Origin of the sequence: Neotabrizicola sp. VNH66, assembly GCF_049445895.1 — a bacterium.
Lineage (GTDB): Bacteria > Pseudomonadota > Alphaproteobacteria > Rhodobacterales > Rhodobacteraceae > Pseudogemmobacter.
The window spans coordinates 186,081-209,557 of record NZ_JBMSDW010000003.1 but is presented as its reverse complement, the minus strand read 5'-3'; the positions used below and the strand labels follow the sequence as shown (position 1 = coordinate 209,557).

Annotated in this window: 23 protein-coding genes; 9 read left to right on the top strand and 14 right to left on the bottom strand. The window is 67.4% G+C overall.

Features of this window, described 5'->3' with window-relative positions:
- Positions 1-15 precede the first annotated feature (15 nt).
- Positions 16-201 carry a DUF1127 domain-containing protein gene (locus ACO2Q5_RS05760; protein WP_423288829.1) on the top strand — a complete coding sequence of 62 codons (186 nt, stop codon included), beginning with the start codon at positions 16-18 and terminating at the stop codon, positions 199-201.
- 66 nt (positions 202-267) lie between these two features.
- On the opposite strand, the gene ileS is transcribed toward ACO2Q5_RS05760, so the two are convergent.
- On the bottom strand, positions 268-3,207 hold the full coding sequence (ileS, locus tag ACO2Q5_RS05755) for an isoleucine--tRNA ligase (protein WP_423288827.1): 2,940 nt from the start codon (positions 3,205-3,207) through the stop codon (positions 268-270).
- Between the two features lie 186 nt (positions 3,208-3,393).
- On the opposite strand from ileS, the gene ACO2Q5_RS05750 reads away from it, so the two are divergent.
- From ACO2Q5_RS05750 to ACO2Q5_RS05740, 3 genes are all read left to right on the top strand, one after another.
- On the top strand, positions 3,394-4,572 hold the full coding sequence (locus tag ACO2Q5_RS05750; RefSeq protein WP_423288825.1) for an FAD-dependent oxidoreductase: 1,179 nt from the start codon (positions 3,394-3,396) through the stop codon (positions 4,570-4,572).
- A gap of 63 nt (positions 4,573-4,635) precedes the next feature.
- Entirely contained in the window at positions 4,636-5,010 is a 375-nt protein-coding gene (locus ACO2Q5_RS05745) for a DUF2237 family protein (protein ID WP_423288823.1), read from the top strand.
- Positions 5,011-5,048: 38 nt separating this feature from the next.
- Entirely contained in the window at positions 5,049-5,438 is a 390-nt protein-coding gene (locus ACO2Q5_RS05740) for a group III truncated hemoglobin (RefSeq protein WP_423288821.1), read from the top strand.
- Here ACO2Q5_RS05740 and ACO2Q5_RS05735 read toward each other — a convergent pair.
- The 4 genes from ACO2Q5_RS05735 to trpB all read right to left on the bottom strand — a co-directional run bounded on the left by ACO2Q5_RS05735 (position 5,392) and on the right by trpB (position 8,392).
- Positions 5,392-5,964 (bottom strand): helix-turn-helix transcriptional regulator, encoded by a 573-nt coding sequence (locus ACO2Q5_RS05735; RefSeq protein WP_423288819.1) that lies wholly within the window; start codon positions 5,962-5,964, stop codon positions 5,392-5,394. The genes ACO2Q5_RS05740 and ACO2Q5_RS05735 overlap by 47 nt on opposite strands.
- 30 nt (positions 5,965-5,994) lie before the next feature.
- Positions 5,995-6,393, bottom strand: coding sequence for a hypothetical protein (locus ACO2Q5_RS05730; protein WP_423288817.1), 399 nt, complete (start codon positions 6,391-6,393; stop codon positions 5,995-5,997).
- A gap of 108 nt (positions 6,394-6,501) precedes the next feature.
- On the bottom strand, positions 6,502-6,936 hold the full coding sequence (locus tag ACO2Q5_RS05725; RefSeq protein WP_423288815.1) for a PepSY domain-containing protein: 435 nt from the start codon (positions 6,934-6,936) through the stop codon (positions 6,502-6,504).
- 223 nt (positions 6,937-7,159) lie between these two features.
- The gene (trpB, locus tag ACO2Q5_RS05720; protein WP_423288813.1) at positions 7,160-8,392 is read right to left on the bottom strand and encodes a tryptophan synthase subunit beta; all 1,233 of its coding nucleotides are present in this window, start codon (positions 8,390-8,392) and stop codon (positions 7,160-7,162) included.
- 339 nt (positions 8,393-8,731) lie between these two features.
- Between trpB and ACO2Q5_RS05715 the strand changes: the two genes are divergently transcribed.
- A complete protein-coding gene (locus ACO2Q5_RS05715) occupies positions 8,732-9,508 on the top strand; it encodes a DUF4394 domain-containing protein (protein WP_423288811.1) in 777 nt (258 codons plus the stop codon).
- A 24-nt stretch (positions 9,509-9,532) separates the two neighbouring features.
- Here the strand turns inward: ACO2Q5_RS05715 and ACO2Q5_RS05710 are convergent, their stop codons facing one another.
- The 7 genes from ACO2Q5_RS05710 to ACO2Q5_RS05680 form a co-directional block, all read right to left on the bottom strand.
- Positions 9,533-10,204: a phosphoribosylanthranilate isomerase gene (locus ACO2Q5_RS05710; RefSeq protein ID WP_423288809.1), complete on the bottom strand. Its 672-nt coding sequence runs from the start codon at positions 10,202-10,204 to the stop codon at positions 9,533-9,535.
- Entirely contained in the window at positions 10,201-10,563 is a 363-nt protein-coding gene (locus ACO2Q5_RS05705) for a LapA family protein (protein ID WP_423288807.1), read from the bottom strand. Before ACO2Q5_RS05705 ends, ACO2Q5_RS05710 begins: the two co-directional genes overlap by 4 nt.
- Before the next feature lie 71 nt (positions 10,564-10,634).
- A complete protein-coding gene (gene ihfB, locus ACO2Q5_RS05700; protein WP_423288805.1) occupies positions 10,635-10,916 on the bottom strand; it encodes an integration host factor subunit beta in 282 nt (93 codons plus the stop codon).
- Positions 10,917-11,108: 192 nt separating this feature from the next.
- On the bottom strand, positions 11,109-12,788 hold the full coding sequence (gene rpsA / locus ACO2Q5_RS05695) for a 30S ribosomal protein S1 (protein ID WP_423288803.1): 1,680 nt from the start codon (positions 12,786-12,788) through the stop codon (positions 11,109-11,111).
- A gap of 217 nt (positions 12,789-13,005) precedes the next feature.
- Positions 13,006-13,671, bottom strand: a complete 666-nt coding sequence (locus tag ACO2Q5_RS05690; protein ID WP_423288801.1) for a hypothetical protein — start codon at positions 13,669-13,671, stop codon at positions 13,006-13,008.
- The gene (locus tag ACO2Q5_RS05685) at positions 13,668-15,749 is read right to left on the bottom strand and encodes a CHAT domain-containing protein (RefSeq protein ID WP_423288799.1); all 2,082 of its coding nucleotides are present in this window, start codon (positions 15,747-15,749) and stop codon (positions 13,668-13,670) included. Before ACO2Q5_RS05685 ends, ACO2Q5_RS05690 begins: the two co-directional genes overlap by 4 nt.
- A 93-nt stretch (positions 15,750-15,842) precedes the next feature.
- Positions 15,843-16,454, bottom strand: coding sequence for a (d)CMP kinase (locus tag ACO2Q5_RS05680; protein WP_423288797.1), 612 nt, complete (start codon positions 16,452-16,454; stop codon positions 15,843-15,845).
- 196 nt (positions 16,455-16,650) lie between these two features.
- Here ACO2Q5_RS05680 and ACO2Q5_RS05675 point away from each other — a divergent pair, with 196 nt between their 5' ends.
- A complete protein-coding gene (locus ACO2Q5_RS05675; protein WP_423288795.1) occupies positions 16,651-17,943 on the top strand; it encodes an adenylosuccinate synthase in 1,293 nt (430 codons plus the stop codon).
- A 51-nt stretch (positions 17,944-17,994) separates the two neighbouring features.
- Positions 17,995-18,240 carry a DUF2842 domain-containing protein gene (locus ACO2Q5_RS05670; RefSeq protein WP_423288793.1) on the top strand — a complete coding sequence of 82 codons (246 nt, stop codon included), beginning with the start codon at positions 17,995-17,997 and terminating at the stop codon, positions 18,238-18,240.
- Positions 18,241-18,283: 43 nt separating this feature from the next.
- On the opposite strand, the gene ACO2Q5_RS05665 is transcribed toward ACO2Q5_RS05670, so the two are convergent.
- Positions 18,284-21,046, bottom strand: a complete 2,763-nt coding sequence (locus tag ACO2Q5_RS05665) for a hypothetical protein (protein ID WP_423288791.1) — start codon at positions 21,044-21,046, stop codon at positions 18,284-18,286.
- A 135-nt stretch (positions 21,047-21,181) separates the two neighbouring features.
- Between ACO2Q5_RS05665 and ACO2Q5_RS05660 the strand changes: the two genes are divergently transcribed.
- A complete protein-coding gene (locus ACO2Q5_RS05660; RefSeq protein ID WP_423288789.1) occupies positions 21,182-21,847 on the top strand; it encodes a thiamine diphosphokinase in 666 nt (221 codons plus the stop codon).
- Here the strand turns inward: ACO2Q5_RS05660 and ACO2Q5_RS05655 are convergent.
- Positions 21,837-22,778, bottom strand: coding sequence for a DMT family transporter (locus ACO2Q5_RS05655; protein WP_423288787.1), 942 nt, complete (start codon positions 22,776-22,778; stop codon positions 21,837-21,839). The genes ACO2Q5_RS05660 and ACO2Q5_RS05655 overlap by 11 nt on opposite strands.
- Positions 22,779-22,929: 151 nt before the next feature.
- Here ACO2Q5_RS05655 and secG point away from each other — a divergent pair, with 151 nt between their 5' ends.
- Entirely contained in the window at positions 22,930-23,364 is a 435-nt protein-coding gene (gene secG / locus ACO2Q5_RS05650; RefSeq protein ID WP_423288785.1) for a preprotein translocase subunit SecG, read from the top strand.
- Positions 23,365-23,477: the final 113 nt, after the last annotated feature.

Below are 23,477 nucleotides of genomic sequence, written 5' to 3'. Positions count from 1 at the left end.
CTGAAGGAGGCCCCGATGTTCGCCCGTTTTCTGGCTGGTCTGCACCTGCGTCACAGCACTGCCTTCCTGCTGCTGCGGCAGGATGATCATCTGTTGCGCGATATCGGGCTGACCCGGGACGAGCTGCAGAACATGCACCTTGGCCTGCCCCCGGCAGAGCCGGCCGTCCCCGCCCGCAAAAGCATTCCCCTTCCGGCCTGACTTCCCTGTCCGCCCGGAACTGACTGGCGCCGGAGGTGAACCCTCCGGCGCCTTTTTCGTGTCCGGTCAGCCCAGAGCCGCGTTGCAGCGGGCGCAGGTGCCCGGATGCTTGTGCGTGCCCACATCGGGCAGCACCTGCCAGCAGCGCTGACATTTCTGCCCGTCAGCCTTTTCAAAGACCACGCCGATGCCCGGCACTTCGGGCAGGCGGAACGCCTCCTGCGGCTCGGCGTCGGCGGTCAGCTGGATGCCGGAGGTGATGCAGACATCGGCGAAGCTGACCGATTTCAGCGCGGCAAGGATCGCGGTATCCGCCACATGCACCACCGGCGCGGCCTCAAGGCTGGAACCGATCACTTTCGCGGTGCGCTGCACCTCCAACGCGCCGGTCACCACGCGGCGCGCGGCACGGATGGCGTTCCATTTCGCGGCCAGCGCGGGGTTCGCCCAAACGGCGGGTGTGTCGGGGAAGTCCTGCAAATGGACCGAAGATTCGTCCCCCGGCAGGCGCGACAGCCAGACATCCTCCATCGTGAACGGCAGGATCGGCGCCAGCCACGTCGTCAGGCGGTGGAACAGCAGGTCCATCACCGTGCGCATCGCCCGGCGGCGGGTGCTGTCCGGCGCGTCGCAATAAAGAACGTCCTTGCGCACATCGAACCAGAAGGCCGACAGGTCCAGCGTGGCAAAGTTGAACAGGGCCTGGAACACGCCCGAGAAATCGAAGCCGCGGTAAAGCGCGCGCACCTCGGCATCCAGTTCCGCCAGCCGGTGCAGGATCAGCTGCTCCAGCTCCGGCATCTGGTCGACGGGCAGGCGTTCGGCCTCCGAGAACCCCTCCAGCGCGCCCAGCATATAGCGCATGGTGTTGCGCAACCGGCGGTAGCTGTCAGCGGTGCCCTTCAGGATTTCCGGCCCGATCCGCTGGTCGGCGGTGTAATCGGTCTGCGCCACCCACAGACGCAGGATATCGGCGCCATACTGGTCAATCACCTTTTGCGGCACGATGGTGTTGCCCAGCGATTTGGACATCTTCATGCCCTTCTCGTCCAGCGTGAAGCCGTGGGTCACCACATTGCGATAGGGCGCGCGGCCCTTGGTGGCCGCGCCTTGCAAGAGGCTGGAATGGAACCAGCCACGGTGCTGGTCGGTGCCTTCAAGGTAGACATCGGCAATGCCGTCGGGCGTGCCGTCCGCCCGGTCGCGCAGCACGAAGGCATGGGTGCTGCCCGAGTCGAACCACACATCCAGCACGTCGAAGATCTGTTCATAACCCGACGGATCGACGATGCCTTGCAGGATCTTTTCCTTGAATCCTTGCACATACCAGACATCTGCCCCTTCCGCCTCAAACGCAGCGGTGATGCGGGCATTCACCTGTGGGTTCTTCAGCAGGAAGTCGGCATCGGTCGGTTTGGCCCCCTTCTTCACGAAGCAGGTCAGCGGCACGCCCCAGGCGCGCTGGCGCGACAGAACCCAGTCCGGCCGGTTCTGGATCATGGAATGCAGCCGGTTCTTGCCCGATGGGGGCGTGAAGGTCACCAGTTCTTCGATCGAGGTCAGCGCCCGGGACCGGATCGTCCGGCCATAGGTGTTCATCTCGTCCTCCAGCGGCACGTCGATGGCGGCAAACCACTGCGGCGTGTTGCGGAAGATCAGGGGCGCCTTCGAGCGCCACGAATGCGGGTAGCTGTGCTTCAGCTTTCCCTTGGCCAGAAGCGCGCCGGCATAGGCCAGCTGCTTGATGTTCGAGACATTGGCGGGGCCTTCCTTGCCGTTCTGGTCAAGGATCGCCTGCCCGCCGAAGATCGGCAGGTCCTTGCGGTAGGTCCCGTCCGGCTCGACGTTATAGGTCATCGGCAGGCGGAACTTCAGCCCCATCTGATAGTCGTCATCGCCATGGCTGGGCGCGGTATGGACAAAGCCGGTGCCCGCATCGTCGGTCACATGGTCGCCGGGCAGCATGGGCACGTCGAAATCCCATTCGCCATTGGCGCCCTCGGCCCCGGCATAGGGGTGGCGCAGGATCACGCCCTCGAACTCGCTTGCCGCCACGTCGCGGACCCGGGTCCAGCTTTCGATCTTGGCCGCAGTCTTCACGCTGTCGGCCAGGGCATCGGCCAGAACCAGCGTCTCATCCACGGTTGCGGTGGATTTCTCATCCACCGTATCAACACGGTAAAGGCCATAGGCAATGCCCGGCCCATAGGCCACCGCGCGGTTCTGCGGGATGGTCCAAGGGGTGGTGGTCCAGATCACGACCGAGGCCTGCAACAGTTCGGTGTTCAGGCAGCCATCCAGTTCCGGGAAGTTGGCACAAGAAGCCACCTTAAACCGCACCCAGATCGTGTGGCTGGTGTGGTCGTGGTATTCCACTTCGGCCTCGGCCAGCGCGGTCTTTTCCACCGGCGACCACATCACGGGCTTCGACCCCTGATAGAGCGCCCCGTCCATCAGAAGCTTCATGAATTCATCGGCGATCACGGCTTCGGCGTGGAAGTCCATGGTCAGATAGGGGTCGTCCCAGTTGCCGGTGACGCCAAGGCGCTTGAATTCCTCACGCTGGATGTCGATCCAGCCTTCGGCGAATTTGCGGCATTCCTGACGGAAGGCGACGATGTCGACATCGTCCTTGTTCAGGCCCTTGGCGCGGTATTGCTCTTCGATCTTCCATTCGATCGGCAGGCCGTGGCAGTCCCAGCCCGGCACATAGCGCGCGTCATGGCCCATCATCTGATGGCTGCGGACGATGATGTCCTTGATCGTCTTGTTCAGCGCATGGCCGATGTGCAGATGGCCGTTGGCATAGGGAGGGCCGTCATGCAGCACGAAGAGCGGGCGGCCCTGCTGGCTGCGCAGACGGTGATAGATGCCCAGACTTTCCCACCGGGCCAGCCACTCCGGCTCGCGCTTGGGCAGGTCGCCGCGCATCGGGAAGGCGGTCTCGGGCAGGAAGACGGTGGAGCGGTAGTCGGGGCCAGTGGTCTCAGGCGTATCGGCGCACATCGGATGCGGTCCTTGCGGTCAGGCTTTGGGGGAATGGGGCGCGCGGCGGCGCCCGGCCATGCGTCATCACCCGGCGGGCTGGAATTCAGCGCGCCGGGCCGGTAATTCGAAACGTGATCGCAAGGCGATACGGCATGGCGGGCGTTATAGGCCGCCGCCGCGTCCCGGTCCAGAGGCGGAGGCGCAATGAAACCGGCGGAAATTGCCGTGATCGGGGCAGGCATGGGCGGGCTGGCGGCGGCCAGCCTCTTGGCGCGCGACGGGCACCGCGTCACGCTGATGGAACGGTTCGCCGAACCGCGCCCGCTCGGCTCGGGCCTTGTGGTGCAGCCGGTGGGGCTGGCGGTGCTGGAGGCGCTGGACCTGCGCGCGATGGCCGAGGGGCTGGGCGCGCCGCTGACCCGCATGCTGGGCCATGCCGGGCGGCGGCCGGTGCTGGATGTGCGCTATCCCGCGGGAGCGCCGGGGCTGGCCATGCACCGGGCCAGCCTGTTCCATGTGCTGTGGTCGGGGATGCAGGCCTCGGGCGTGCGGCTGGTGACGGGCGCCCGCGTGACCGCCGTGCCGCTGTGCCCTGGCGGCCGGGAGGTGGAGACGGCGGACGGGCCTCTGGGCCGGTTCGATCTGGTCATAGATGCCTCCGGCGCGGGGTCGGTCCTGTCGCCCCTGAAGGCGCGGGCGCTGTCCTATGGCGCGGTCTGGGGCCATGTGCCCTGGCCGGAGACCGCCCTGCCCCGCGATGAGCTGCGGCAAAGATACCGCCGCGCCGACCGGATGGCGGGCATCCTGCCCATCGGCCACCTGCCGGGAGACCCGCAACCGCGGGCGGCGGTGTTCTGGTCCCTGCCCCGCGCGGCGCTGGCGGACTGGCCGCAGAGCGACTTTGCGGCATGGAAGACAGAGGCGGCGGCCTTCTGGCCCGAACTGGCGCCTTTCCTTGCCGCCCTGACCGACCGTTCACAGATGACGCCCGCGCTTTACGGCCACGGCACGTTGCGGCGGCCCTATGCCCAAGGGCTGGCCTTCATCGGCGATGCCGCGCACCGGGCCAGCCCGCAGCTGGGACAGGGGGCGAATATGGCGCTGCTGGATGCTTTTGCGCTTGCCCTTGCCCTGCGCGGCCCGCGTGATGAGGCCCTGACGGAATACGCCCGCCTGCGCCGCTGGCATGTGCGGCTGTATCAGGCGATGAGTGCGATGTTCACCCCGGCCTACCAGTCCGGTTCGCGCCTGTTGCCGCCTGTGCGCGACCATCTGCTGGCGCCGTTGTCGCAGGTCTGGCCGATGCCCGCAGTGCTGACACGGCTGGTGGCGGGCGATCTGATCCCGCCGCTGGCCTCCACCCGCTGGCCGCCAAAGGGTTGACCGCCCGGGGACTTGACCGCTTCGCCCCGCTCGCTCAGGCTGGCCGGCGAGAGGGAGGGGCGCATGAGAGAACCTTCGGTCAATGTTCTGGGCGGGCGGCTGGAGGAGTGCTCGCGCGATCCGCTGACGGGCTTTTTCCGCGACGGCTGCTGCAACACCGGCCCGCAGGACCGCGGGCTGCACACGGTCTGCGCCGAAATGACGGCTGAATTTCTGGCGCTGTCCAAGTATCTGGGCAATGACCTGTCCACCCCGCGCCCCGAATTCGGCTTTGCCGGGCTGAAGCCGGGCGATCAGTGGTGCCTCTGCGCCAACCGCTTCCTTCAGGCGCATGAGGAAGGCGCCGCCCCGCGCATCCGCCTGAAGGCCACCCATGTGAACACGCTTTATGTCGTCCCGCTGGAGGTGCTGCGGCAATACGCCACCGACGACGACTGATCCTTGCGGCCGGCCTCCGCGCGGCAAAGAATGCAGCCATGATCCCGCCGCGCTTCGATATCACCCCGGACCAGATCGACCGCGTGGTCGCCGCCTTTTATGCAGGCGTGCGGCAGCATAGCGTGCTGGGTCCGGTCTTCGCCCGCCATGTGAGCGATTGGCCCGCGCATGAGGCGAAGATCGCCCGCTTCTGGCGTAACGCCATCCTGCATGAACGCAGCTATGACGGGAATCCGATGGCGGTGCACCGGGCCGCGGGCAATGTGATGCCCGGCATGTTCACCCCATGGCTGGCGCTGTTCGATGCCACGCTGCGGGCCGAACTGCCCGAGGCAACGGCGGCGCAATGGTCGGCGCTGGCGCACCGGATTGGCCGCGGGCTCAGCCTCGGGCTTCAGGTGCAGGAAGGGCCGCCGCTGCTGCGCTGACCGCCGCATCGGCCGGAGGCAGCGCCAACGGCGCCTTGACCGGGCTGTCCTCGCGCATCAGATCCTCGATGAACAGGCTCAGCAGCTGCGGGCGGCCAGAGACCCCGGCCTTGCGGTAGATCGCGGCGGTCTGCGCCTTGACCGTGCCTTCGCTGGTCTGGCGCACCGCGGCGATCTCGGCCGTCGACAGGCCCTTGATCGCAAACAGCGCCACGTCGCGCTCGGCCGCGGTCAGGCCCCATTCGGCGAACCGCTCCTGCAACAGGTCCATGAATGCGGCCGAGGCGCGGCGCAGCCGTTCTTCCGCCCGCGCCCGGCCCTGCATGGCCCGCCACAGCGTCAGCCCGCCAAGCGCCAGCCCCGCCAGAAGGCCAAGCGCGGCCGACACCTCCATGAGTTCGCGCAGCTCCCACGGCAGCGGCGGCAGCGGCAGGCCCAGAAGCGCCGACAGGATGTCCGACACGAAAAACAGCGCGCAGAGCGCCTGTAACAGGAACATCAGACCTAGAAGGATGCGGCGCCTCACCCCGCACCTCCGGTCCGGCTGGGGCGACGGTCAGTCGTCGTCATCGTCATGCCCCGAACCGCCGCCATCCGAATCATCATCGGAATCGTCGTCATCGGAATCGTCGTCATCATCAGACCCGCCATGTGACGACCCGTCCCCGCCTTTGCCGCTGCCCCCACCCTTGTCCCCGCCACCCTTGTCCGAGGAGGCGCGCCGCAGATCACGCAGCACCTCGCCGGTGGCGGGATTCACGATGATTTCGCGCGTGCCCCGCGGCCCCGACGCCAGGATGCGCACACGCCCCAGCCAGGTGTTGCTGAGCGTGATCACGGTATAGCCGTCCTCCTCCAGCTCACGCAGGATTTCATCCACCGTGTCATCATCGGCCAAAGCGGGCCCCGCCACGGCCAAAGCCGCCAGACCGGCAAGGAAATGTCGTCGCTGCATGGGCGCCCTCCCGGGCAAGGAATTGGCGGCACGGAACCGGCGGCAAGGATCGCCGAAGCGCGGCACCCCGGCAAGGGCCGGGATGCCAGGGGTCAGCACGCAGCCGGATCAGTCATCATCACCGTCGTCGTCATCCCGGTCATCGTCCCGGTCGTGGCCGTGATCATCGTCCCGGTCATCGCGGTCGTCATAACGGTCGTCATCGTCATAATGGTCATCGTCGTCATCCAGGTCACGACCATCGGCGGATACGAAATCGCCCCTGCGGTCGGCAACCTGCACCCCGGTGCGGCCGATCTCGTCCCGGTCGGCCCGCTCCACCTCGCGCTCCAGAACCGCGCCCGTCGCGGCATCGACCACGAATTCCACCTTTTCGGTGCCGCGCACCGCCTCAACCTTGATCTGGGCCGGACCCCGTTTCACCTCAATCCAGGTATAGCCCTGCGCCTGCAGATCGCTGATCAGCGTGCCGGCCGTCACCGCGGCCTGTGCCACCTGCCCCGAGAGCAGAACCGCCGCAGCGGTGATCAGAAAGCGTTTCATCATGCTGGTCCTTTCATGGATGGTCGGCGCCTGTCGCGGCGACGGATCCAGAAAGACCGGCAAAAGCAGCGTTATTCCATGTGCTGCGGGTTTAGACCGGGTGCCGTAAATCCCGGGATTATCCGCATAAACTCCGGTTTATGCCGCCCATGCCGCCCCGGAATGCAAAAGCCCGCACCTTGCGGCGCGGGCCCTGACTGCATGAGGTCCGACCAGAGGCGGGTCAGCCCTTGATCTCTACCCCCAGATGGCGGGCGACGGTGAAAATGTCCTTGTCGCCCCGGCCCGAGAGGTTGACCACGATGATATGGTCCTTGGGCAGGGTGGGGGCGAGCTTAGTCACATGCGCCAGCGCGTGGCTCGGCTCCAGCGCGGGAATGATTCCCTCGGTCTGGCACAAGAGCTGGAACGCCTCCAAAGCCTCGGTATCCGTCACGCTGACATATTCAGCGCGGCCGATGTCATGCAGCCAGGCATGCTCCGGCCCGATGCCCGGATAATCCAGCCCGGCGCTGATGGAAAAGCCCTCAAGGATCTGCCCGTCCGCGTCCTGCAACAGATAGGTGCGGTTGCCGTGCAGCACGCCGGGACGGCCGCCGGTCAGGCTGGCGCAATGCTCCATCCGCTCATCCACGCCCTTGCCCCCGGCCTCGACCCCGATGATCTTCACCGAAGGATCGTCCAGGAACGGGTGGAACAGCCCCATGGCATTCGATCCGCCGCCGATCGCCGCAATCACCGTATCGGGCAGACGGCCCCTACCTTCCTGCTCTTCCAGCTGCCAGCGCGTCTCGCGACCGATGACCGACTGGAAATCGCGCACCATGGCCGGATAGGGATGCGGCCCGGCGACGGTGCCGATGCAGTAGAACGTGTCGCGCACATTGGTGACCCAGTCGCGCAGCGCGTCGTTCATCGCATCCTTCAGCGTGCCGCGGCCCGAGGTGACGGGAATCACCTCCGCCCCCAGAAGCCGCATCCGGAAGACGTTCGGCGCCTGCCGCTCCACATCATGGGCGCCCATATAGACCACGCATTTCAGCCCGAAGCGCGCGCAGACCGTGGCCGTGGCCACGCCGTGCTGGCCCGCGCCGGTCTCGGCGATGATGCGCTCCTTGCCCATGCGGCGCGCCAGCAGGATCTGGCCCAGAACATTGTTGATCTTGTGGCTGCCGGTGTGGTTCAGCTCTTCGCGCTTCAGATAGATCTTGGCGCCGCCAAGATGCTCGGTCAGGCGGGGGGCGAAATACAGCGGCGAGGGCCGGCCGACATAATATTTCCACAGATCGTCCATCTCGGCCCAGAAGCTCGGGTCGGTCTTGGCGATCTCATACTGCCGCTCCAGCTCCAGGATCAGCGGCATCAGCGTCTCGGAGACGAAGCGCCCGCCGAAAATGCCAAAGCGGCCGTTTTCATCCGGCCCCGTCATGAAGCTGTTCAACCCGTCCTCGGCCATGGCGCACACCCCGTGTTCTCGTCTTGCCGGGTGTAGCGCCCTTGCCCCCCGGGGGGAAGGGGGCGCTGCCCCCGTCCCCGCCAAAACGGCGGGGACTCCCCCGGGATATTTGGGCAAACTGGAATTGGCTTTCCACTTTGTCCAAATATCCCCGCGCGGAGCGCCCCTGAGGAGGAGCGCGCAGGCGCGACGACGAGGCAAAAGGCTTGCGGCGCAGCCGCTCCTTGTGCGGCGGGTGCGGCCCGCAACTGACGGTTTCGTGATCGGGCGCGCTGAAACTCTGACCCCGGATCCTTCGTAGCTCTCCTGCAATCCTGCAACGACCCGAAGGAGAGACCCATGAAAACGCTTGCCGCTGCCGCCGTTCTGGCCGGTGCTGCCGCCCTTCCCGCCGCTGCCGAAACTGCCGTCGCCCTGACCGGGGACCGGACGCTTCTGTGGATCGACACCGCCACCGCCACGGTTACCGGCAGCGCCGAGGTTCAGGGGGTTGATCGCCTTCTGGGCATCGACCTGCGCCCCTCGGACGGCAAGGTCTATGGCGTGACCGCCGATCAGACGCTGGTGACCATCGATCCCATGACCGGCGAAACGGCCGAAGTGTCGAAGTTCGACATTCCGCTGGAGCTGACCGAAGGCTCGGTCGTGGTGGATTTCAACCCGGCCGCCGACAAGCTGCGCTTCATGTCGGGCACGGTGAACCACCGTATCGACCCCGCCACCGGCGCCGTGACGGTGGACAAGCCGCTGGCCTTCGTGGAGGGGGATATGCATGCGGGCGAGGCGCCGATGATCGTGGCCGCCGCCTATACCAACAGCCATGGCAAGCCGGAAAAGACCGCGATGTATGACATCGACGCCACCATCGTCGGGCTGATCCAGCAGACTGCCCCGAACGATGGCACGCTGGCCGCCGTGGGCAAGCTGGGGATCGACGCGGCCGAGACCTATGCCTTTGACATCGCCACCACGGCTGACGGCACCAACACTGCCTGGCTGGTGGCGGGGCAGAACCTGCATACGGTGGATCTGGCGACCGGGGCCGTCAGCGGCACCTGGGCCCTGAGCGGGGCCGAGGGCGCGATCCGCGACATCACCGTCCTCCCGGCGATGTAAGCGGAGCGTCCCGTTTGTAAGCGGTTACCGGAGTTTCGGAATACCGGGGGCGGCCATCGCGGTGGCCGCCCTTACAAATGCGGTCATACGGGCGGCATCTTTTACCCCCGGCGCACTTTCCACACCCGAAGCCACATCGACCTGTCGCGCATTGGTCAGCCGCACCGCCTCGGCCACATTCTCGGGCGTCAGCCCCCCCGCCAGCATCCACGGCCGCAGCCAGCGGCGTTGCGCCACCAGCCGCCAGTCGAACGGCAGGCCGTTGCCGCCGGGCAGCGCGGCGCCCTTCGGCGCCTTGGCATCGACCAGGATCTGATCGGCCACCAGCGAATAATCCAGAAGCTGCGGCAGGTCTTCCTCCGACGCCACGCCCACGGCCTTCATCACCGGCAGGCCATAGCGTGCCCGCACCTCGGCCACCCTCGCGGGTGTCTCATGGCCGTGAAGCTGCAGCATGTCCAAAGGCACCGCGGCGGTGATCGCATCCAGCATGGCGTCGTCGGCATCGACGGTGAGCGAGACCTTGCACATCCCCCCGGGCGCCAGCAGCGCCAGCGCGCGCGCGGTCTGCACATCCACCGACCGCGGCGATTTTGCAAAGAAATTCAGCCCAATGTACTGCGCGCCCGCCGCGGCGGCGGCGGCCACATCCGCAGGCGTCTTCAGCCCACAGACCTTCACGCGGACACCGTTCACTTCCGCGCGCCCTCGCCCAGAATGGCCAGAACCTCATCCTGCGGCGGAATGGAATTGGCATCCTTCAGCACAGCCAATTCCCGCTCCAGCCGGGTGACTTCGCGGGTCTTCTGCTTGGCCTCGCCGCGCAGGCGCATTTCGCGGAACCATTCCCAGACAAAGCCGATGAAGACACCGACAGCGATGGCGCCGAAGATCACCAGGAACAGCGGCATCGACCATGCGCCTTCGGTGTTCAGCATCATCGACAGGTCCTGCGGCAACAGCCGCACCGTCACCGGGTCCCGGTTGGCCAGCGCAAGGAACAGCAGGGTCAGGGCCGTCACGGCCACGAACAAAAGGCGCAGGTATCGCAGCATGGCAGCGCTCCGTCAGGGTTTGCCCCTATATCGGCGGCAGAGGGCGCAGGCGCAACCCGGGACCGGCGGCGTCAGTTCCCGTTCAGCCGGTCGCGCAGAAGTTTGCCGGTCTTGAAGAAGGGCACCTTCTTGTCATCGACCTGCACCGCCTCGCCCGTGCGGGGGTTGCGGCCCACGCGCGCGTCGCGCGCCTTGACCGAGAAGGCACCGAAGCCGCGCAGCTCGACCCGGTCGCCCTTGGCCAGCGCCTCGATGATCTCTTCGAAGACCGTATTCACGATCCGCTCCACATGGCGTTGCGTGAGATGCGGGTTCTCATCCGCGATCTTCTGGATCAGTTCAGACCGGATCATTCCCATCCCCCTGTTGCCCGCGCGGCCCCCGTCCCGCGGGGGCGGACACGCCGATGTTACCGCGAACTATAAGAGCAGATTTTCACGCGAGGCAAACGAAAACGGGCACTTGGCGGCACTTGGCCGATAGCGGAAAGAACAAAGGCCCCGCCATGGGGCGGGGCCTTTGCCGTAATCAGGCGAAGCGAAGGATCAGTTGCGGTCCTTCAGGGCCGCACCGAGGATGTCGCCCAGCGAAGCGCCCGAATCGGACGAGCCGTATTGGGCCACGGCTTCCTGCTCTTCGGCGATCTCGCGCGCCTTGATCGACAGGCCCAGCTTGCGGGTCTTCGGGTCGATGTTGGTGACGCGGACATCCACCTTGTCGCCGACCGAGAAACGCTCGGGGCGCTGGTCGCCACGGTCGCGCGACAGGTCCGAGCGGCGGATGAACGACTTGGCGCCGTTGTATTCCACTTCGATCCCGCCATCCTCGATCGCGGTCACCGCAACGGTGACGATCGAGCCGCGCTTCACGCCGTCCACCGCTTCGGTGAAGGTGTCGTCGCCCAGAGCCTTGATCGAGAGCGAGATCCGCTCCTTGTCGATGTCGACTTCCGAGACGGCGGCCTTGACCACGTCACCCTTGCGGTATTCCTGGATGGCTTCTTCGCCGCGCTTGTCCCACGACAGGTCCGACAGGTGGACCATGCCGTCGATATCGTTGTCGAGGCCGACGAACAGACCGAATTCGGTGATGTTCTTGACTTCGCCTTCGATGGTCGAGCCGACGGGATAACGCTCGGCAAAGACTTCCCACGGATTGCGCATGGTCTGCTTCAGGCCCAGCGAAACGCGGCGCTTCGCGGAGTCGATTTCCAGAACCATGACGTCGACTTCCTGCGAGGTCGAGACGATCTTGCCGGGGTGCACGTTCTTCTTGGTCCAGCTCATTTCCGAGACGTGGACCAGACCTTCCACACCGGCTTCCAGCTCCACGAAGGCGCCGTAATCGGTGATGTTGGTGACGCGGCCCTTGTGGACCGAACCGATCGGATAGGCCTTTTCGACCGCATCCCACGGATCCGACTGCAGCTGCTTCATGCCGAGCGAGATACGGTGGGTTTCCTTGTTGATCTTGATGACCTGGACCTTGATGGTCTCGCCGATCGACAGGATTTCCGACGGGTGGTTGACGCGGCGCCAGGCCATGTCGGTGACGTGCAGCAGGCCGTCCACGCCGCCCAGATCAACGAACGCACCGTATTCGGTGATGTTCTTGACCACGCCATCCACGACCTGACCTTCGTGCAGGTTGCCGATGACTTCGGCGCGCTGTTCGGCACGCGACTCTTCGAGGATCGCGCGGCGCGAGACAACGATGTTGCCGCGGCGACGGTCCATCTTCAGGATCTGGAACGGCTGCTTCATGCCCATCAGCGGGCCGGCATCGCGCACCGGACGGACGTCGACCTGCGAACCCGGCAGGAACGCAACAGCGCCGCCCAGATCCACGGTGAAGCCACCCTTGACGCGGCCGAAGATCGCGCCTTCGACGCGCTGCTCGTTCGCATAGGCCTTTTCCAGGCGATCCCATGCTTCTTCGCGGCGGGCTTTCTCGCGGCTGATGACCGCTTCGCCCCGCGCGTTCTCAACGCGGTCGAGGTAGACTTCCACTTCGTCGCCCACGGCGATCGAGGGGGCCTCGCCCGGGTTGGCGAATTCCTTCAGGTCGACGCGGCCTTCCATCTTGTAGCCGACGTCGATGATGGCCTGGCCCGCCTCGATGGCGATGACCCGGCCCTTGACGACCGAACCCTCTTCGGGGGTATCGATCTCGAAGCTCTCCTTCAGGAGGGCTTCGAATTCTTCCATAGCGTTCTTAGCGCACATGCGAGTTTGATCCTTTTTCGATGTTTACTGGCCATGCGGTTGGCTCCGCCGGTCTTTGGTGGCCCATGAAACGAAACAACCCCTCCGGCGGACCGGCGGGCGCATTTCTGTCTCAGGATGGCGGGCCTATAGCGGCAAAGCCGGAACGGGGCAAGGAAAAGCGGTCAGAACGCCGGAAAGCGGCGGAACCTGCCCCTCGCGGCGCACGGCCAGGCGGTCAGCAGTCCAGCCAGCTGCGGAACGTCGCCATATTCTGGCTTTCCCGTATCTTCAGCGGCACCCATGCAGCCGCGCGGTAGCTCCAGACCCACAGAACCTCATCCTTGCGGCCAAGGCCATGGAATGCGCCGAAATGCACCCCCAGCGGATCGGGGGCTGCCAGATCCCGCAGAACATCCGCCAGAGGCGTGATGCGGTGACAGGTCAGCCCCGCCTCCATCGCGCCCGCCACCATGGCCGCGCGGGACCAGCGGTATTGCAGATGCACGGCTGCGGGCACCATGCCCAGCCCAAGCGCCAGCGCGACCATCAGAGCGGGCACAGCCCGCAGCCGCCGCAACGCCAGAATCGCCACAAGGAGTCCCGCCGCCAGCACCACCAGCGCCAGCCACAACCGCGCATCCACCACCTCGGCCAGCCGCAGCGGCGGTGCCACCAGCAGCAGGACCAAAGCCTCGACCGCGCCGACATGGGGCCCGGGTCCGGTCATCAGAAACACCGAACCCGAGGCGCTGAGCCCGAACACCAAAAGCCCGGCGGCGCCCCGCACCCCCGCCCGGCGCCGGGTCGCAAACCACCCCAGCAGCGCCATGGGCAGCAGCCAGACCAGCCCCAGAACCGCAAACAGCAAAGTGGCCAAGATGATCGTCTCTGTCTCGGTCATGGCGCCCCTATCAGACTGAACGGCCCCCACCATGCCGGATCGGCGCGGCGGCCTCCGGCGGCGATCTCGGCCAGAATGGCGCCGCGCAATGCGCCTGCGGGGTCCGACAATGCCGGGTCTGCCGCCATCATCGCGGTGACAAGGTTCACCGCCGCACGGCTGTTCACCGGCCAGTGCGTGGCCAATACCCGGTCTGCCCCCGCCTGAAGAAAGGCCGCGGCAAGGCCTGTCACGCCGTCGCGCTCGAACGCCTGCCCCGCGGCAGTCTTGCAGGCCGACAGGATCACCAGCGCCGCCTCCAGCCGCAGGCCACGGATTTCGTAATCATGCAACGCGCCGTCGGCAAACCGGCCCCGCAATGCCAGAAGCGGCTCGCCCGGCGGGGGCAAGGGGTCCGGGCCGCGGGCCAGCGCGATCAGCCCGTCGCCGGTGATCCGCGGATCGTCGCCCCAGATCAGCCCGTGGGTGGCAAAATGCAGCACATCGTAATGGCGCAGCTGACCGGCGTCGGACAGGGCATAAAGCTTGTCCTCGGTCGCCGCCGCGCCGGTCAGGACCAGACGCCGCGGCTCGGGGTAAAGTGCGCCCACGTCACGCACCTCTCCCGCCGCTTCGGGCAGCGGGCGCAGGCCCGGCACGGCGGCAGCGGTAAGGCCCGCGGCCCATGTGCCCGCGGCGGTGGTGTAATCCGGCGCCCCCAGCCCCAGATAGGACAGCCCGCCTTCCCGCGGCACAAGGCGGGGCTGCAACAGAAGCTCCACCGCGGGCAGCTGATGGATCGCATGATGCCGGATCAGCCAGTCCAGATCGCCGTAGCCCGCCCCCGCCGCCGGGGGGGAGGCGACCATCATCGCCCAAGGCAGCTGCGCCCCCGATCCGGTGGCCGTCAGGTAAAGCCGGGATTTTCCGTCCAGAAGCCCCGCCGCGGGGCCAAGGATCTGCGCATAAAGCCAGTGCGCCCGGTCGGCCATCCCGGCGGCGGGAGTCTGCGGCTGATCCTCCAGCGGCACGGCGCCGCGGCTGTTCCAGGCCCCCACCCCACGCAGAAGACCCTCCACGGCGGCATCCACCTCGATCTGGCTGGCGGCGGTCGTGTAGAACAGCCGGTCTTCGGCAGTGACGACAAACAGGTGATAGGCCAGCCCGCCCGGCACCATCAGAACCAGCGCCTCATCGGGGCCAAGCAGCGCCTGCACCTCGCCCAGCGACAGGGGGCGGGGCAGCAGGGTCGCCGCGAAATCCACCCCCTCGCCCGCCAGCTGGCCCATATCGGCCCAGTTCTGCGCCGAGGCCTGCTGTACAAGTGCAAGGGTCGAGGCCAGGGCATCTGCATTCAGGCGCAGGGCGCCGGTCAAAGCGCCGCGGCCCGTGGCAACCATGGCGATGCGCCCGGCCAGAGCGTCGATCCGCGCCAGAAGCCGCGGGTCACGCAGGGTGCGGATCCCCGCGCGCGCCGCCGCCCCCTGCACCAGCGTCTGCGCCCAGAAGAACGCCCGCCCCTCCAGCCGGGCAGCCCCCGCCGCATCGCCCGCCGCCCGGGTGGCTGCGGCCTCTTCCATCGCCCAGTCCACCGCCATGGCCCGGGCGGCAATCGCAGCCGGGGCGGCACCCACGACCGGCGCGCCGGACAGGTAATCCCCCAGAACAAAGCCGTTCACCGCCAGCTGACGTTCCACCGCGACGGCACGGTCGGCACGGGCCATCGCCGCCTCCGGCCCCTGGGCGATGCGCATGGCCCACAGCGTCAGCGCCAGCCATTCCGCCATCTGCCGCCCGTTTGGCGCAACGCTGGCTGCGATCATCCCGTCCACGGCGGCCAGTTCCGCCGCCAGCCCGGCCCGCGCCTGAGGGGTATTCCCCGCCGCGCCGGCCCGCTTCAGCGCTGCATCGACCAGAATCCAGTGCGGCCACAGGATCGGGTCCGACATGCCCCAGGTCGCCGCATCCGGCCGCCCGAACGGGATGGCGGGAAGATCCTTCTCGAAGACGATCTGTGCGGGCACCGACGCCGGGAGGAGGAGCGTCAGGGAAACGGCGATCAGAACCGGCAGGGAACGGCAGACGACGCGCAGCGGCATGGGCTTTCTCCTGCGGCAACGATTGCCGGGACGGGAAAAGCCGTCAATGCGGTTCCGGCCGCGTTCACGGCACACCACACAGCAGACCGGGGATCAGGCGCCCTTGCCGGGCAGGCGCGATGCAACCAGATCGCAGGCCCGGGCGATTGCGGCATCCGCGGACAGATCGCCGGTGTCCAGCAGCACGGCATCGGCCGCGGGCTTCAGCGGAGCGTCGGCGCGGTTCATGTCGCGGCCGTCACGTTCGCGCACCTCGGCCAGAACGGCATCATAGGGCTTCGCCGCAGCCTCGCCCCCCAGTTCCAGCCAGCGGCGGCGGGCGCGGACCTCGGGACTGGCGGTCACGAACAGCTTCACCTCGGCGGCGGGACAGATCACCGTGCCGATGTCGCGCCCGTCCAGCACCGCCCCCCCCTCGCGCCGGGCAAAGCGGCGCTGGAACTCCAGCAGCGCGGCCCGCACCTCGGGGATCACCGCCACCCGGCTGGCGGCCTGCCCGGCCTCCAGCGTGCGCAGATCGTCGCGGGCCAGATCTTCAGGCGTCAGGGCGCGGGCCGCGGCGACGGGATCGCCGCCCATGACACCCACAGCACGGTAAAGCGCGCCGGTATCCAGATGCCGGAAGCCGAAGCGCAGCGCCACAGCGCGGCTGATCGTGCCCTTGCCCGCGGCGGCGGGCCCGTCGATGGCAACCGTGAACTGCACTTTTCCGCCTCCACCGGCCCTTATCCGTCTGCCGTCATAGCCCGGCCGACGGGAGAGAGAAAGCCCCGCCCCCCGGGCGCGATCCTCCACCGGGGCGGCGTTTCGGCACAGCGGCGCGCGGTTTTTCCTGTTTCCCCCGGCCGCGGCTGTCGTTATACCCCGCACGCATTTTCCTGACCGAAGGGACCGGAGCCAAATGGCCAACGTGGTTGTCGTGGGCGCCCAATGGGGCGACGAGGGCAAGGGCAAGATCGTCGACTGGCTGTCGGAGCGCGCCGACATCGTGGCGCGATTCCAGGGTGGCCATAACGCGGGCCATACGCTGGTCATCGACGGCAATGTCTACAAGCTGAGCCTCCTGCCATCCGGCATCGTGCGCGGCGGCAAGCTCAGCGTCATCGGCAATGGCGTGGTGCTGGACCCCTGGGCGCTTCTGGCGGAAATCGACAAGCTGGCGGCGCAGGGCGTCTCGATCAGCCCCGACAGCCTGATGATCGCCGAGAACACTCCGCTGATCCTGTCCTTCCATGGCGAACTGGACCGCGCGCGCGAGGCGCAGAATTCGGTGTCGAAGATCGGCACCACCGGCCGTGGCATCGGCCCGGCCTATGAGGACAAGGTCGGCCGCCGGTCGATCCGCGTGGCCGATCTGGCCGATCCCGAAACCCTGGACACCCGGATCGAACGCCTGCTGACCCACCACAATGCGCTGCGCGCCGGGCTGGGGCTGGAGCCGATCGACGTGGCCGCGCTGAAGGCGCAGCTGGAAGAGGTGGCGGGCCGGATCCTGCCCTATGCCAAGCCGGTCTGGAAAATCCTGACCGAGGCGCGCCGTGCGGGCAAACGCATCCTGTTCGAAGGCGCGCAGGGCTCGCTTCTGGATGTGGATTTCGGCACCTATCCCTATGTCACCTCGTCCAATACCCTTGCCGGGATGGCGGCGACGGGCGTGGGCCTTGGGCCGACCTCGATCGACTTCGTCCTTGGCATCGTCAAGGCCTATACGACCCGCGTGGGCGAAGGCCCCTTCCCGACCGAGCTGTTCGACGCCGACGGCGACCGTCTGGGCGAACGTGGCCATGAATTCGGCACCGTCACCGGGCGCAAGCGCCGCTGCGGCTGGTTCGATGCGGTGCTCGTGCGGCAGACCTGCGCCACCTCGGGCGTGTCGGGCATTGCGCTGACCAAACTGGACGTTCTGGACGGCTTCAAGACGCTGAAAATCTGCGTGGGCTATGAGCTGGACGGCGTGCGGCTGGATTATCTGCCGACCGCTGCCAAGCATCAGGCCCGCGTCACCCCCGTCTATGAAGAGATGGAAGGCTGGAGCGAATCGACCGCCGGCGCCCGCAGCTGGGCCGACCTGCCCGCCGCCGCGATCAAATATGTGAAGCGCATCGAAGAGCTGATCCAGTGCCCGGTGGCGCTGTTGTCCACCAGCCCGGAGCGCGACGACACGATCCTCGTCACCGATCCCTTCGCCGACTGATCCGCCGCGCCCCTTCGCCAGCGGCGCAGGGGCGCCACACGGGAGAGACCGATGGCCCTGAGCTACCGCAGCCGCAAGAGACTGGCCCTGCTGATCCTTGTCATCGGCATGCCGCTTTACGTCGTCGTGGCGGTCAATGTGGTGGATTGGGCCAATGCGCGGTTCGGCAGGCTGCCGATTCTGGCCGAACTTGCGGTCTTCATCGGGCTTGGCCTCATGTGGGCCCTGCCCTTCCGCCGCATCTTCCGCGGCATCGGCCAGCCCGACCCGGACCAGCCGCAGGACAAAAACGAATAGGCCGGGGTCACCCCCGGCCTTTTTCTTTTGATTTGCAGCCCGTTCAGCCCGCGATACGCCGCGCCTCGGCCAGCAGGGGCGAAGCCTCGGTCAGGGCGAACTGACCGCGGCGCAGCTTGCGGATGCGACCCTCGCGCAGCAGCGCGCCGAAGCTGCGCAGACCGTCCTCGCGGGTATAGCCCTCGGCCATCTCGCCCGACTGCACCCGGCGCATCAGCAGCGGCCGGCTGAAATATTCGCGCTTCTCCACGCAGACCGCATAGGCCGCGGCAGCTTCCAGCAGTTCCGGCAGATCGCTGGCCCCCAGCCGTTCGGCGAATTCCTCGAAATCGCCCGCTGCAGCGAAGATATTGTCGGTGTCATCCGTTTCCGCATCGGCCCCATCCGGATCGGCACTGTCCAGATCGGACCCGTCCTCGGCGAAAGGATCGGCCGCGACCACATCAGCCAGGGTGTCATTGTCTTCCAGCGCGGCACGCAGCGCGGCGTCGAAAGCGTCATCCTCGTCTTCCGGTTCCGCTGCGGCCACCAAAGCGGCGGCAGGCAGCACGGCCGGCGCGGCACCCGCCACCCGGCGCGGACGCACCGGCAGGACCGGGCCCGAAGACTCTGCCGCAGCAGGCCGGTCCACCCGCAGTTCGGACAGCAGCACCAGCGGCGCCGGACGATCCGCAGCCTCGGCCTCAGCTGCCGCAGCAGCGGCGCTGCGCGGGCGGACCGGACGCACGACCCGCGCCAGATCGGCACGATAGGCCGTTTCGCGCGCGCCCGCATCGGGCGCAGGCAGGCCTGCGCGGCGCTCGGCCACCGTGGCCGCGACCGCCGCCTTCAGATGCTGGATCGCTGCCAGCCGCCGTTGGCTTTCGGGATCGGCCATGCCGGTCTCGGCCTGTTTCAGCAGCCGGTCCATCTCGCCCGCATCTGCGGCCGAAGGCGCAGCCAGCGCGGAAGCGGCGGTTTCGGCGGGTTCTGCGCCGGCCACGTCCGAGGGGGAGGCCACAGGCGGAACCGCATCGGCCCGGCGGATCTTGATCACACGGGCGCGGGCGCGCTGAATCTTTTCCGCCACTTCCGGCGCGGCGGCAGGGGCCAGACCGGGGGCTTCGGGGACCGGCGCGGCCTCTTCTGCCACCGCCTCGGGCAGCAGCTCAGGCGGCTCGTCCATCGTCGCTGGCGTGGCCGCCTCGACACCAAGCGATGCTTCCGCTTCTGCTGTTTCGAAGGATTCGGGCGCGCTGTCGTCCTGCGTGGCCTCGGTCGTCAGCTCTTCGGGCAGGTCACCGTCCAGATCCCCGTCAAAAGCGATCTCCCCCGCCACCAAGGTTTCGGGCGAAAGCCCATAAGCCTCGGCATCCTCGTCGAACTCCGGGTCATCCGCGAAAGGATCGGCGGCGGTTTCGGCCAAGGTTTCGGCCGGGGTCACCGGCGCCAGCGAGGTGCCGGTCAGCTTGGCGATCAGACCGTCCAGATCATCATCCGGCCGGGCCGCAGCCACCGCAACGGCGGGTTCCTCCGCCTGCCCTTCAGCAGGCGCATCCTCAGCCAACAGCGCATCAAGGCGGCCAAGCACCTCATCCTCGGGCGCGGGCTCAAACGCGGCAAGATCGGTCGCAGGCAGGTCTGCTTCGGGAAGATCAGCGTCGGGCAGGTCTGCTTCGGGCAGGTCCGCCGCGTCGATATCGGCCTCCGGCAGCTCCGCCGCGGGCAGGTCCGCCTCGGGCAGTGCGGCGATCAGCACATCCTCTTCGTCCTCGGCCCGATCCGCATCAGAGCGGTCCTCGTCCTGGTCGTCCTGTCCCTCTTCCACAAAAAGCGATTCGGCAGCGAACAGGCCGGGCACCGCTTCCGGCGCATCGGCAAAGGCGGCCGACAGATCCCCGGCCACCGTATCCGCTGCCAGCGGGTCAAGGATTTCGGGCAGAACCGCGGGTTCATCATCGAAATCATCCAGCGCCGCGGGCATCGCTGCGGCGGGCGCCGTCACGGCCACGGCACGGCGCAGGCGGGCGAGCTTCGCCGCCACACCTTCGGGCATCACGGGCGCAAGGCGCGGCGCAGGCGCCTCTTCCTCGGCCAAAGCCTCCGGTTCTGACGCGGGCAGATCCGCCACCAGCGGCAGCGAGAAATCGGCATCCGGAGCGGCGCCAGTCAGCTCTTCGGATTCTTCCGCCGAGGCAGCCACCTCGGCCGCCGTGAATTCGTCATCAGGAGATTCGCTGGCGGGCACCACTGCATCGGGCGCAGCCATATCTTCGGCAGCGGCGGGTTCTTCCGGCAGATCCACAAGCTGCGCTGCCTCGGCCAGGTCCTCATCCGTTTCAGCGCGGGCGACCCCAGCTTCTTCTGAAACAGTTTCCTCGGGCACAGCCTCAGCCGGCTCTGCCTCGGCCGGCTCATCTGCGGCAACTTCCGGCAGAATCGTGGCAGGCTCAGCTTCCGGCGCAACCTTGGCCTCTTCGGGCACAACGGGGGCCGGGGCCGTCACAACCGCCGCCGCGGGCGCGACGGAGGGCGCAACCGAAGGCACAGGCGCAGACGCGGGCACCAGCCCCTCGCCCGCACGCAGGACCACACCATTGTCCTGCACCCGCGCCTCAACCCGGCGCTGGATCTCGCGCTCGGCAATGCGGTGCAGCATGGCGGCATCGGGCTGGGGCGGCTCGGCCCCGAAATAGCGGTCTTCTGCGGCAAGATCCCGGAAATATTCGGCAATCGCCTTCATGGTGTTGAAGGGATCGTCAAACCCCTCCAGCGTACAGCTGAAGGTGCCATAGGACACTGTCAGGATCTTGCTTGCACCGATCATGGATCAGGACCTCTTGCTTTCCATGATGGAAACATTGCCGCGCGGCTGTTCGAATCCATGGACAGACCGGGGTAATTTGAAGGATTGATTGTGGCCCCGTGCCACCTTCATTGCCTTAATTCGATCAGTATCCGCATGAAATCCATCCTTGTGCAATCCCCGCGTGGCGTCACACTTGTGGGAGGCGGGCCGGTTTCCGCCCGCGATCTGCGCCTTGCGCTGGCGCGTGCCCCACTGGCCGTGGCGGCCGACAGCGGGGCAGACCGGCTTCTGGCGGCGGGGGTGATGCCGGATGCCGTGATCGGCGACATGGATTCGATCTCGGACCGTGCGCGGGCTGCGATCCCGGCCGACCGGCTGCATCCGGTGACCGAACAGGCCACAACCGATTTCGACAAGGCGTTGCGGTCCATCGCGGCGCCCTTCGTGCTGGCGCTTGGCTTTACCGGCGCGCGGACAGATCACGGGCTGGCGGTGCTGAACACGCTGGTCCGCCACAGCGGGCGCGCCTGCCTTGTGCTGGGACCCAAGGACGTGGCCTTTGCCGCGCCGCCCGAGCGGCTGGACCTGCGGCTGCGGCCGGGAGATGTGGTCTCGCTCTTCCCATTCGCCCCAGTCACGGGCCGGTCCCAGGGGTTGCACTGGCCCATCGAGGGGCTGAATTTCGCGCCGGACGGGATGATCGGCACGTCGAACCGGGCCTCGGCCGCGCAGGTCCGGCTGGAGTTAGACGGGCCGGGGATGGTCGTCATCCTGCCGCGGCGGCGGCTGGATGCCGCGCTGGCCGCGCTCAGCCGCTGACAGGGTCCTCCGGCGGGACGGCAGGAACCGCAACACGCGCCCGCGCGGCCAGCCGCTCGCGGTGGATGACATAAAGACCGGAGGCCACGATCACCGCCATGCCGCTGAAGGCCAGCGCATCCGGCAGATCGCCGAAGATCAGATAGCCCAGGATCACCGCCACCACGATTTCCGAATAATGCAGCGGCGCAAGGGTCGAGGCGGGCGCATAGCTCAGCGCATAGGTCATGCACATGTGGCTGACTGCCGCCCAGAACCCCACGCCGAACAACCACAGCCATTGCAGCCCCTGCGGCGGCACATAGGTCAGTTCCTCCACCGGGCCGCCCGCAAAGGCCAGCATCACCGGAAGACAGATCGCAAGGCCGACCCAGCTGGTGTGGAACTGCATCGCCACCGGCGGCATGACGGCCGAGAGCGACCGCGTCACCAGCATATAGAAGGCAAAGGCAAAGGCCGTGCCCAAAGGCCAAAGCGCCACCATGCCGAACACCGCCAGCGAGGGCTGGATCACCAGAAGCGCGCCGCCGAAGCCCACCACGCAGGCCGCGATCCGGCGCGGCCCGACCTTGTCGCCGAAGATCAGGCTGCCAAGGATCAACAGGACGAACGGCTCGACAAAGGCGATGGCAAGGGCATCGGCAATCGGCATGACCTTGATCCCCGCGATGAAGGAAAAGGTCGAGGCGATCAGGAACACCGCCCGCAGCGTCACCAGCCAGAAGGCCCGGTGCGTCAGCCCCAAAGGCACCCGCAGCGCCGCCACGACCAACACCATCAGCGCGCCCTGCACCATGAAACGGGCGGTCGTCACCTGCCCCACGGGAAGGCCGCCGCCCGCGGCAAGCTTGGCCGATACGTCCAGAAGCGGCGCCAGAAGGCAGAAGAGAAGCATCAGCACGATGCCGGGAAGGATGCGGTCCTGGGTCATGGACTTTGGCTATCCGCTTCGCCCCCGGCCCGCCATTCCGAAAACGACATTGCACACCGTCCTGCAATATTGCCCCGGCAGGCCGCCCTGCCCTTGCGCGCCCCCGCGCTTCCGCCTAGATAGCCCCATCGGCCGCAAGGAGCCCCTCCCCATGGAAAGCGTCGTCCTCACGATCCACCTGATCCTCGCCCTGCTTCTGATCGGCGTCGTGCTGCTTCAGAAGAACGAAGGCGCGGCGCTTTTGTCGGGCGGCGGCAACATGCAGGCCCGCGGTCAGGCCACCGCGCTGACCAAGCTGACGTGGATCCTTGCGGCGGCGTTCATCGTCACCTCCATCGCGCTGACGATCCTGGCCACCCGCGGCAATTCCGGATCCGTCGTGGACGGGCTGATGCCGCCTGCGCCCACGCAATCCGCACCGGCAACCCCGGATCTGTCGCTGCCGCCCGCAGCCACCGATGAACCCGCGGCTCCGCCGGCGCCGGAAGCTGCCGCGCCTGCCGAGACGGCCCCTGCTGAGGCCGCACCGGCGGAGACCACCCCCACGGAACCGGTAGCACCCCCCGCCCCGGCCACCAATCCCTGATACAACCCTTTGACGGGCTGACCGGGCCGCAGACATGATCTTGCGGCAGCGGTTGCGCATTTCTGCGTGCCGCGTTATATCCCGACTCCCGTGGTGCAGCGATTCCACCCGCT

Coding starts and splice junctions, on each gene's coding strand:
- ACO2Q5_RS05760 (WP_423288829.1), top strand. CDS start 16: ATGTTCGCCCGTTTTCTGGCTGGTCTGCACCTGCGTCACAGCACTGCC.
- ileS (WP_423288827.1), bottom strand. CDS start 3,207: ATGTGCGCCGATACGCCTGAGACCACTGGCCCCGACTACCGCTCCACC.
- ACO2Q5_RS05750 (WP_423288825.1), top strand. CDS start 3,394: ATGAAACCGGCGGAAATTGCCGTGATCGGGGCAGGCATGGGCGGGCTG.
- ACO2Q5_RS05745 (WP_423288823.1), top strand. CDS start 4,636: ATGAGAGAACCTTCGGTCAATGTTCTGGGCGGGCGGCTGGAGGAGTGC.
- ACO2Q5_RS05740 (WP_423288821.1), top strand. CDS start 5,049: ATGATCCCGCCGCGCTTCGATATCACCCCGGACCAGATCGACCGCGTG.
- ACO2Q5_RS05730 (WP_423288817.1), bottom strand. CDS start 6,393: ATGCAGCGACGACATTTCCTTGCCGGTCTGGCGGCTTTGGCCGTGGCG.
- ACO2Q5_RS05725 (WP_423288815.1), bottom strand. CDS start 6,936: ATGAAACGCTTTCTGATCACCGCTGCGGCGGTTCTGCTCTCGGGGCAG.
- trpB (WP_423288813.1), bottom strand. CDS start 8,392: ATGGCCGAGGACGGGTTGAACAGCTTCATGACGGGGCCGGATGAAAAC.
- ACO2Q5_RS05715 (WP_423288811.1), top strand. CDS start 8,732: ATGAAAACGCTTGCCGCTGCCGCCGTTCTGGCCGGTGCTGCCGCCCTT.
- ACO2Q5_RS05705 (WP_423288807.1), bottom strand. CDS start 10,563: ATGCTGCGATACCTGCGCCTTTTGTTCGTGGCCGTGACGGCCCTGACC.
- ihfB (WP_423288805.1), bottom strand. CDS start 10,916: ATGATCCGGTCTGAACTGATCCAGAAGATCGCGGATGAGAACCCGCAT.
- rpsA (WP_423288803.1), bottom strand. CDS start 12,788: ATGTGCGCTAAGAACGCTATGGAAGAATTCGAAGCCCTCCTGAAGGAG.
- ACO2Q5_RS05690 (WP_423288801.1), bottom strand. CDS start 13,671: ATGACCGAGACAGAGACGATCATCTTGGCCACTTTGCTGTTTGCGGTT.
- ACO2Q5_RS05685 (WP_423288799.1), bottom strand. CDS start 15,749: ATGCCGCTGCGCGTCGTCTGCCGTTCCCTGCCGGTTCTGATCGCCGTT.
- ACO2Q5_RS05675 (WP_423288795.1), top strand. CDS start 16,651: ATGGCCAACGTGGTTGTCGTGGGCGCCCAATGGGGCGACGAGGGCAAG.
- ACO2Q5_RS05670 (WP_423288793.1), top strand. CDS start 17,995: ATGGCCCTGAGCTACCGCAGCCGCAAGAGACTGGCCCTGCTGATCCTT.
- ACO2Q5_RS05665 (WP_423288791.1), bottom strand. CDS start 21,046: ATGATCGGTGCAAGCAAGATCCTGACAGTGTCCTATGGCACCTTCAGC.
- ACO2Q5_RS05660 (WP_423288789.1), top strand. CDS start 21,182: ATGAAATCCATCCTTGTGCAATCCCCGCGTGGCGTCACACTTGTGGGA.
- ACO2Q5_RS05655 (WP_423288787.1), bottom strand. CDS start 22,778: ATGACCCAGGACCGCATCCTTCCCGGCATCGTGCTGATGCTTCTCTTC.
- secG (WP_423288785.1), top strand. CDS start 22,930: ATGGAAAGCGTCGTCCTCACGATCCACCTGATCCTCGCCCTGCTTCTG.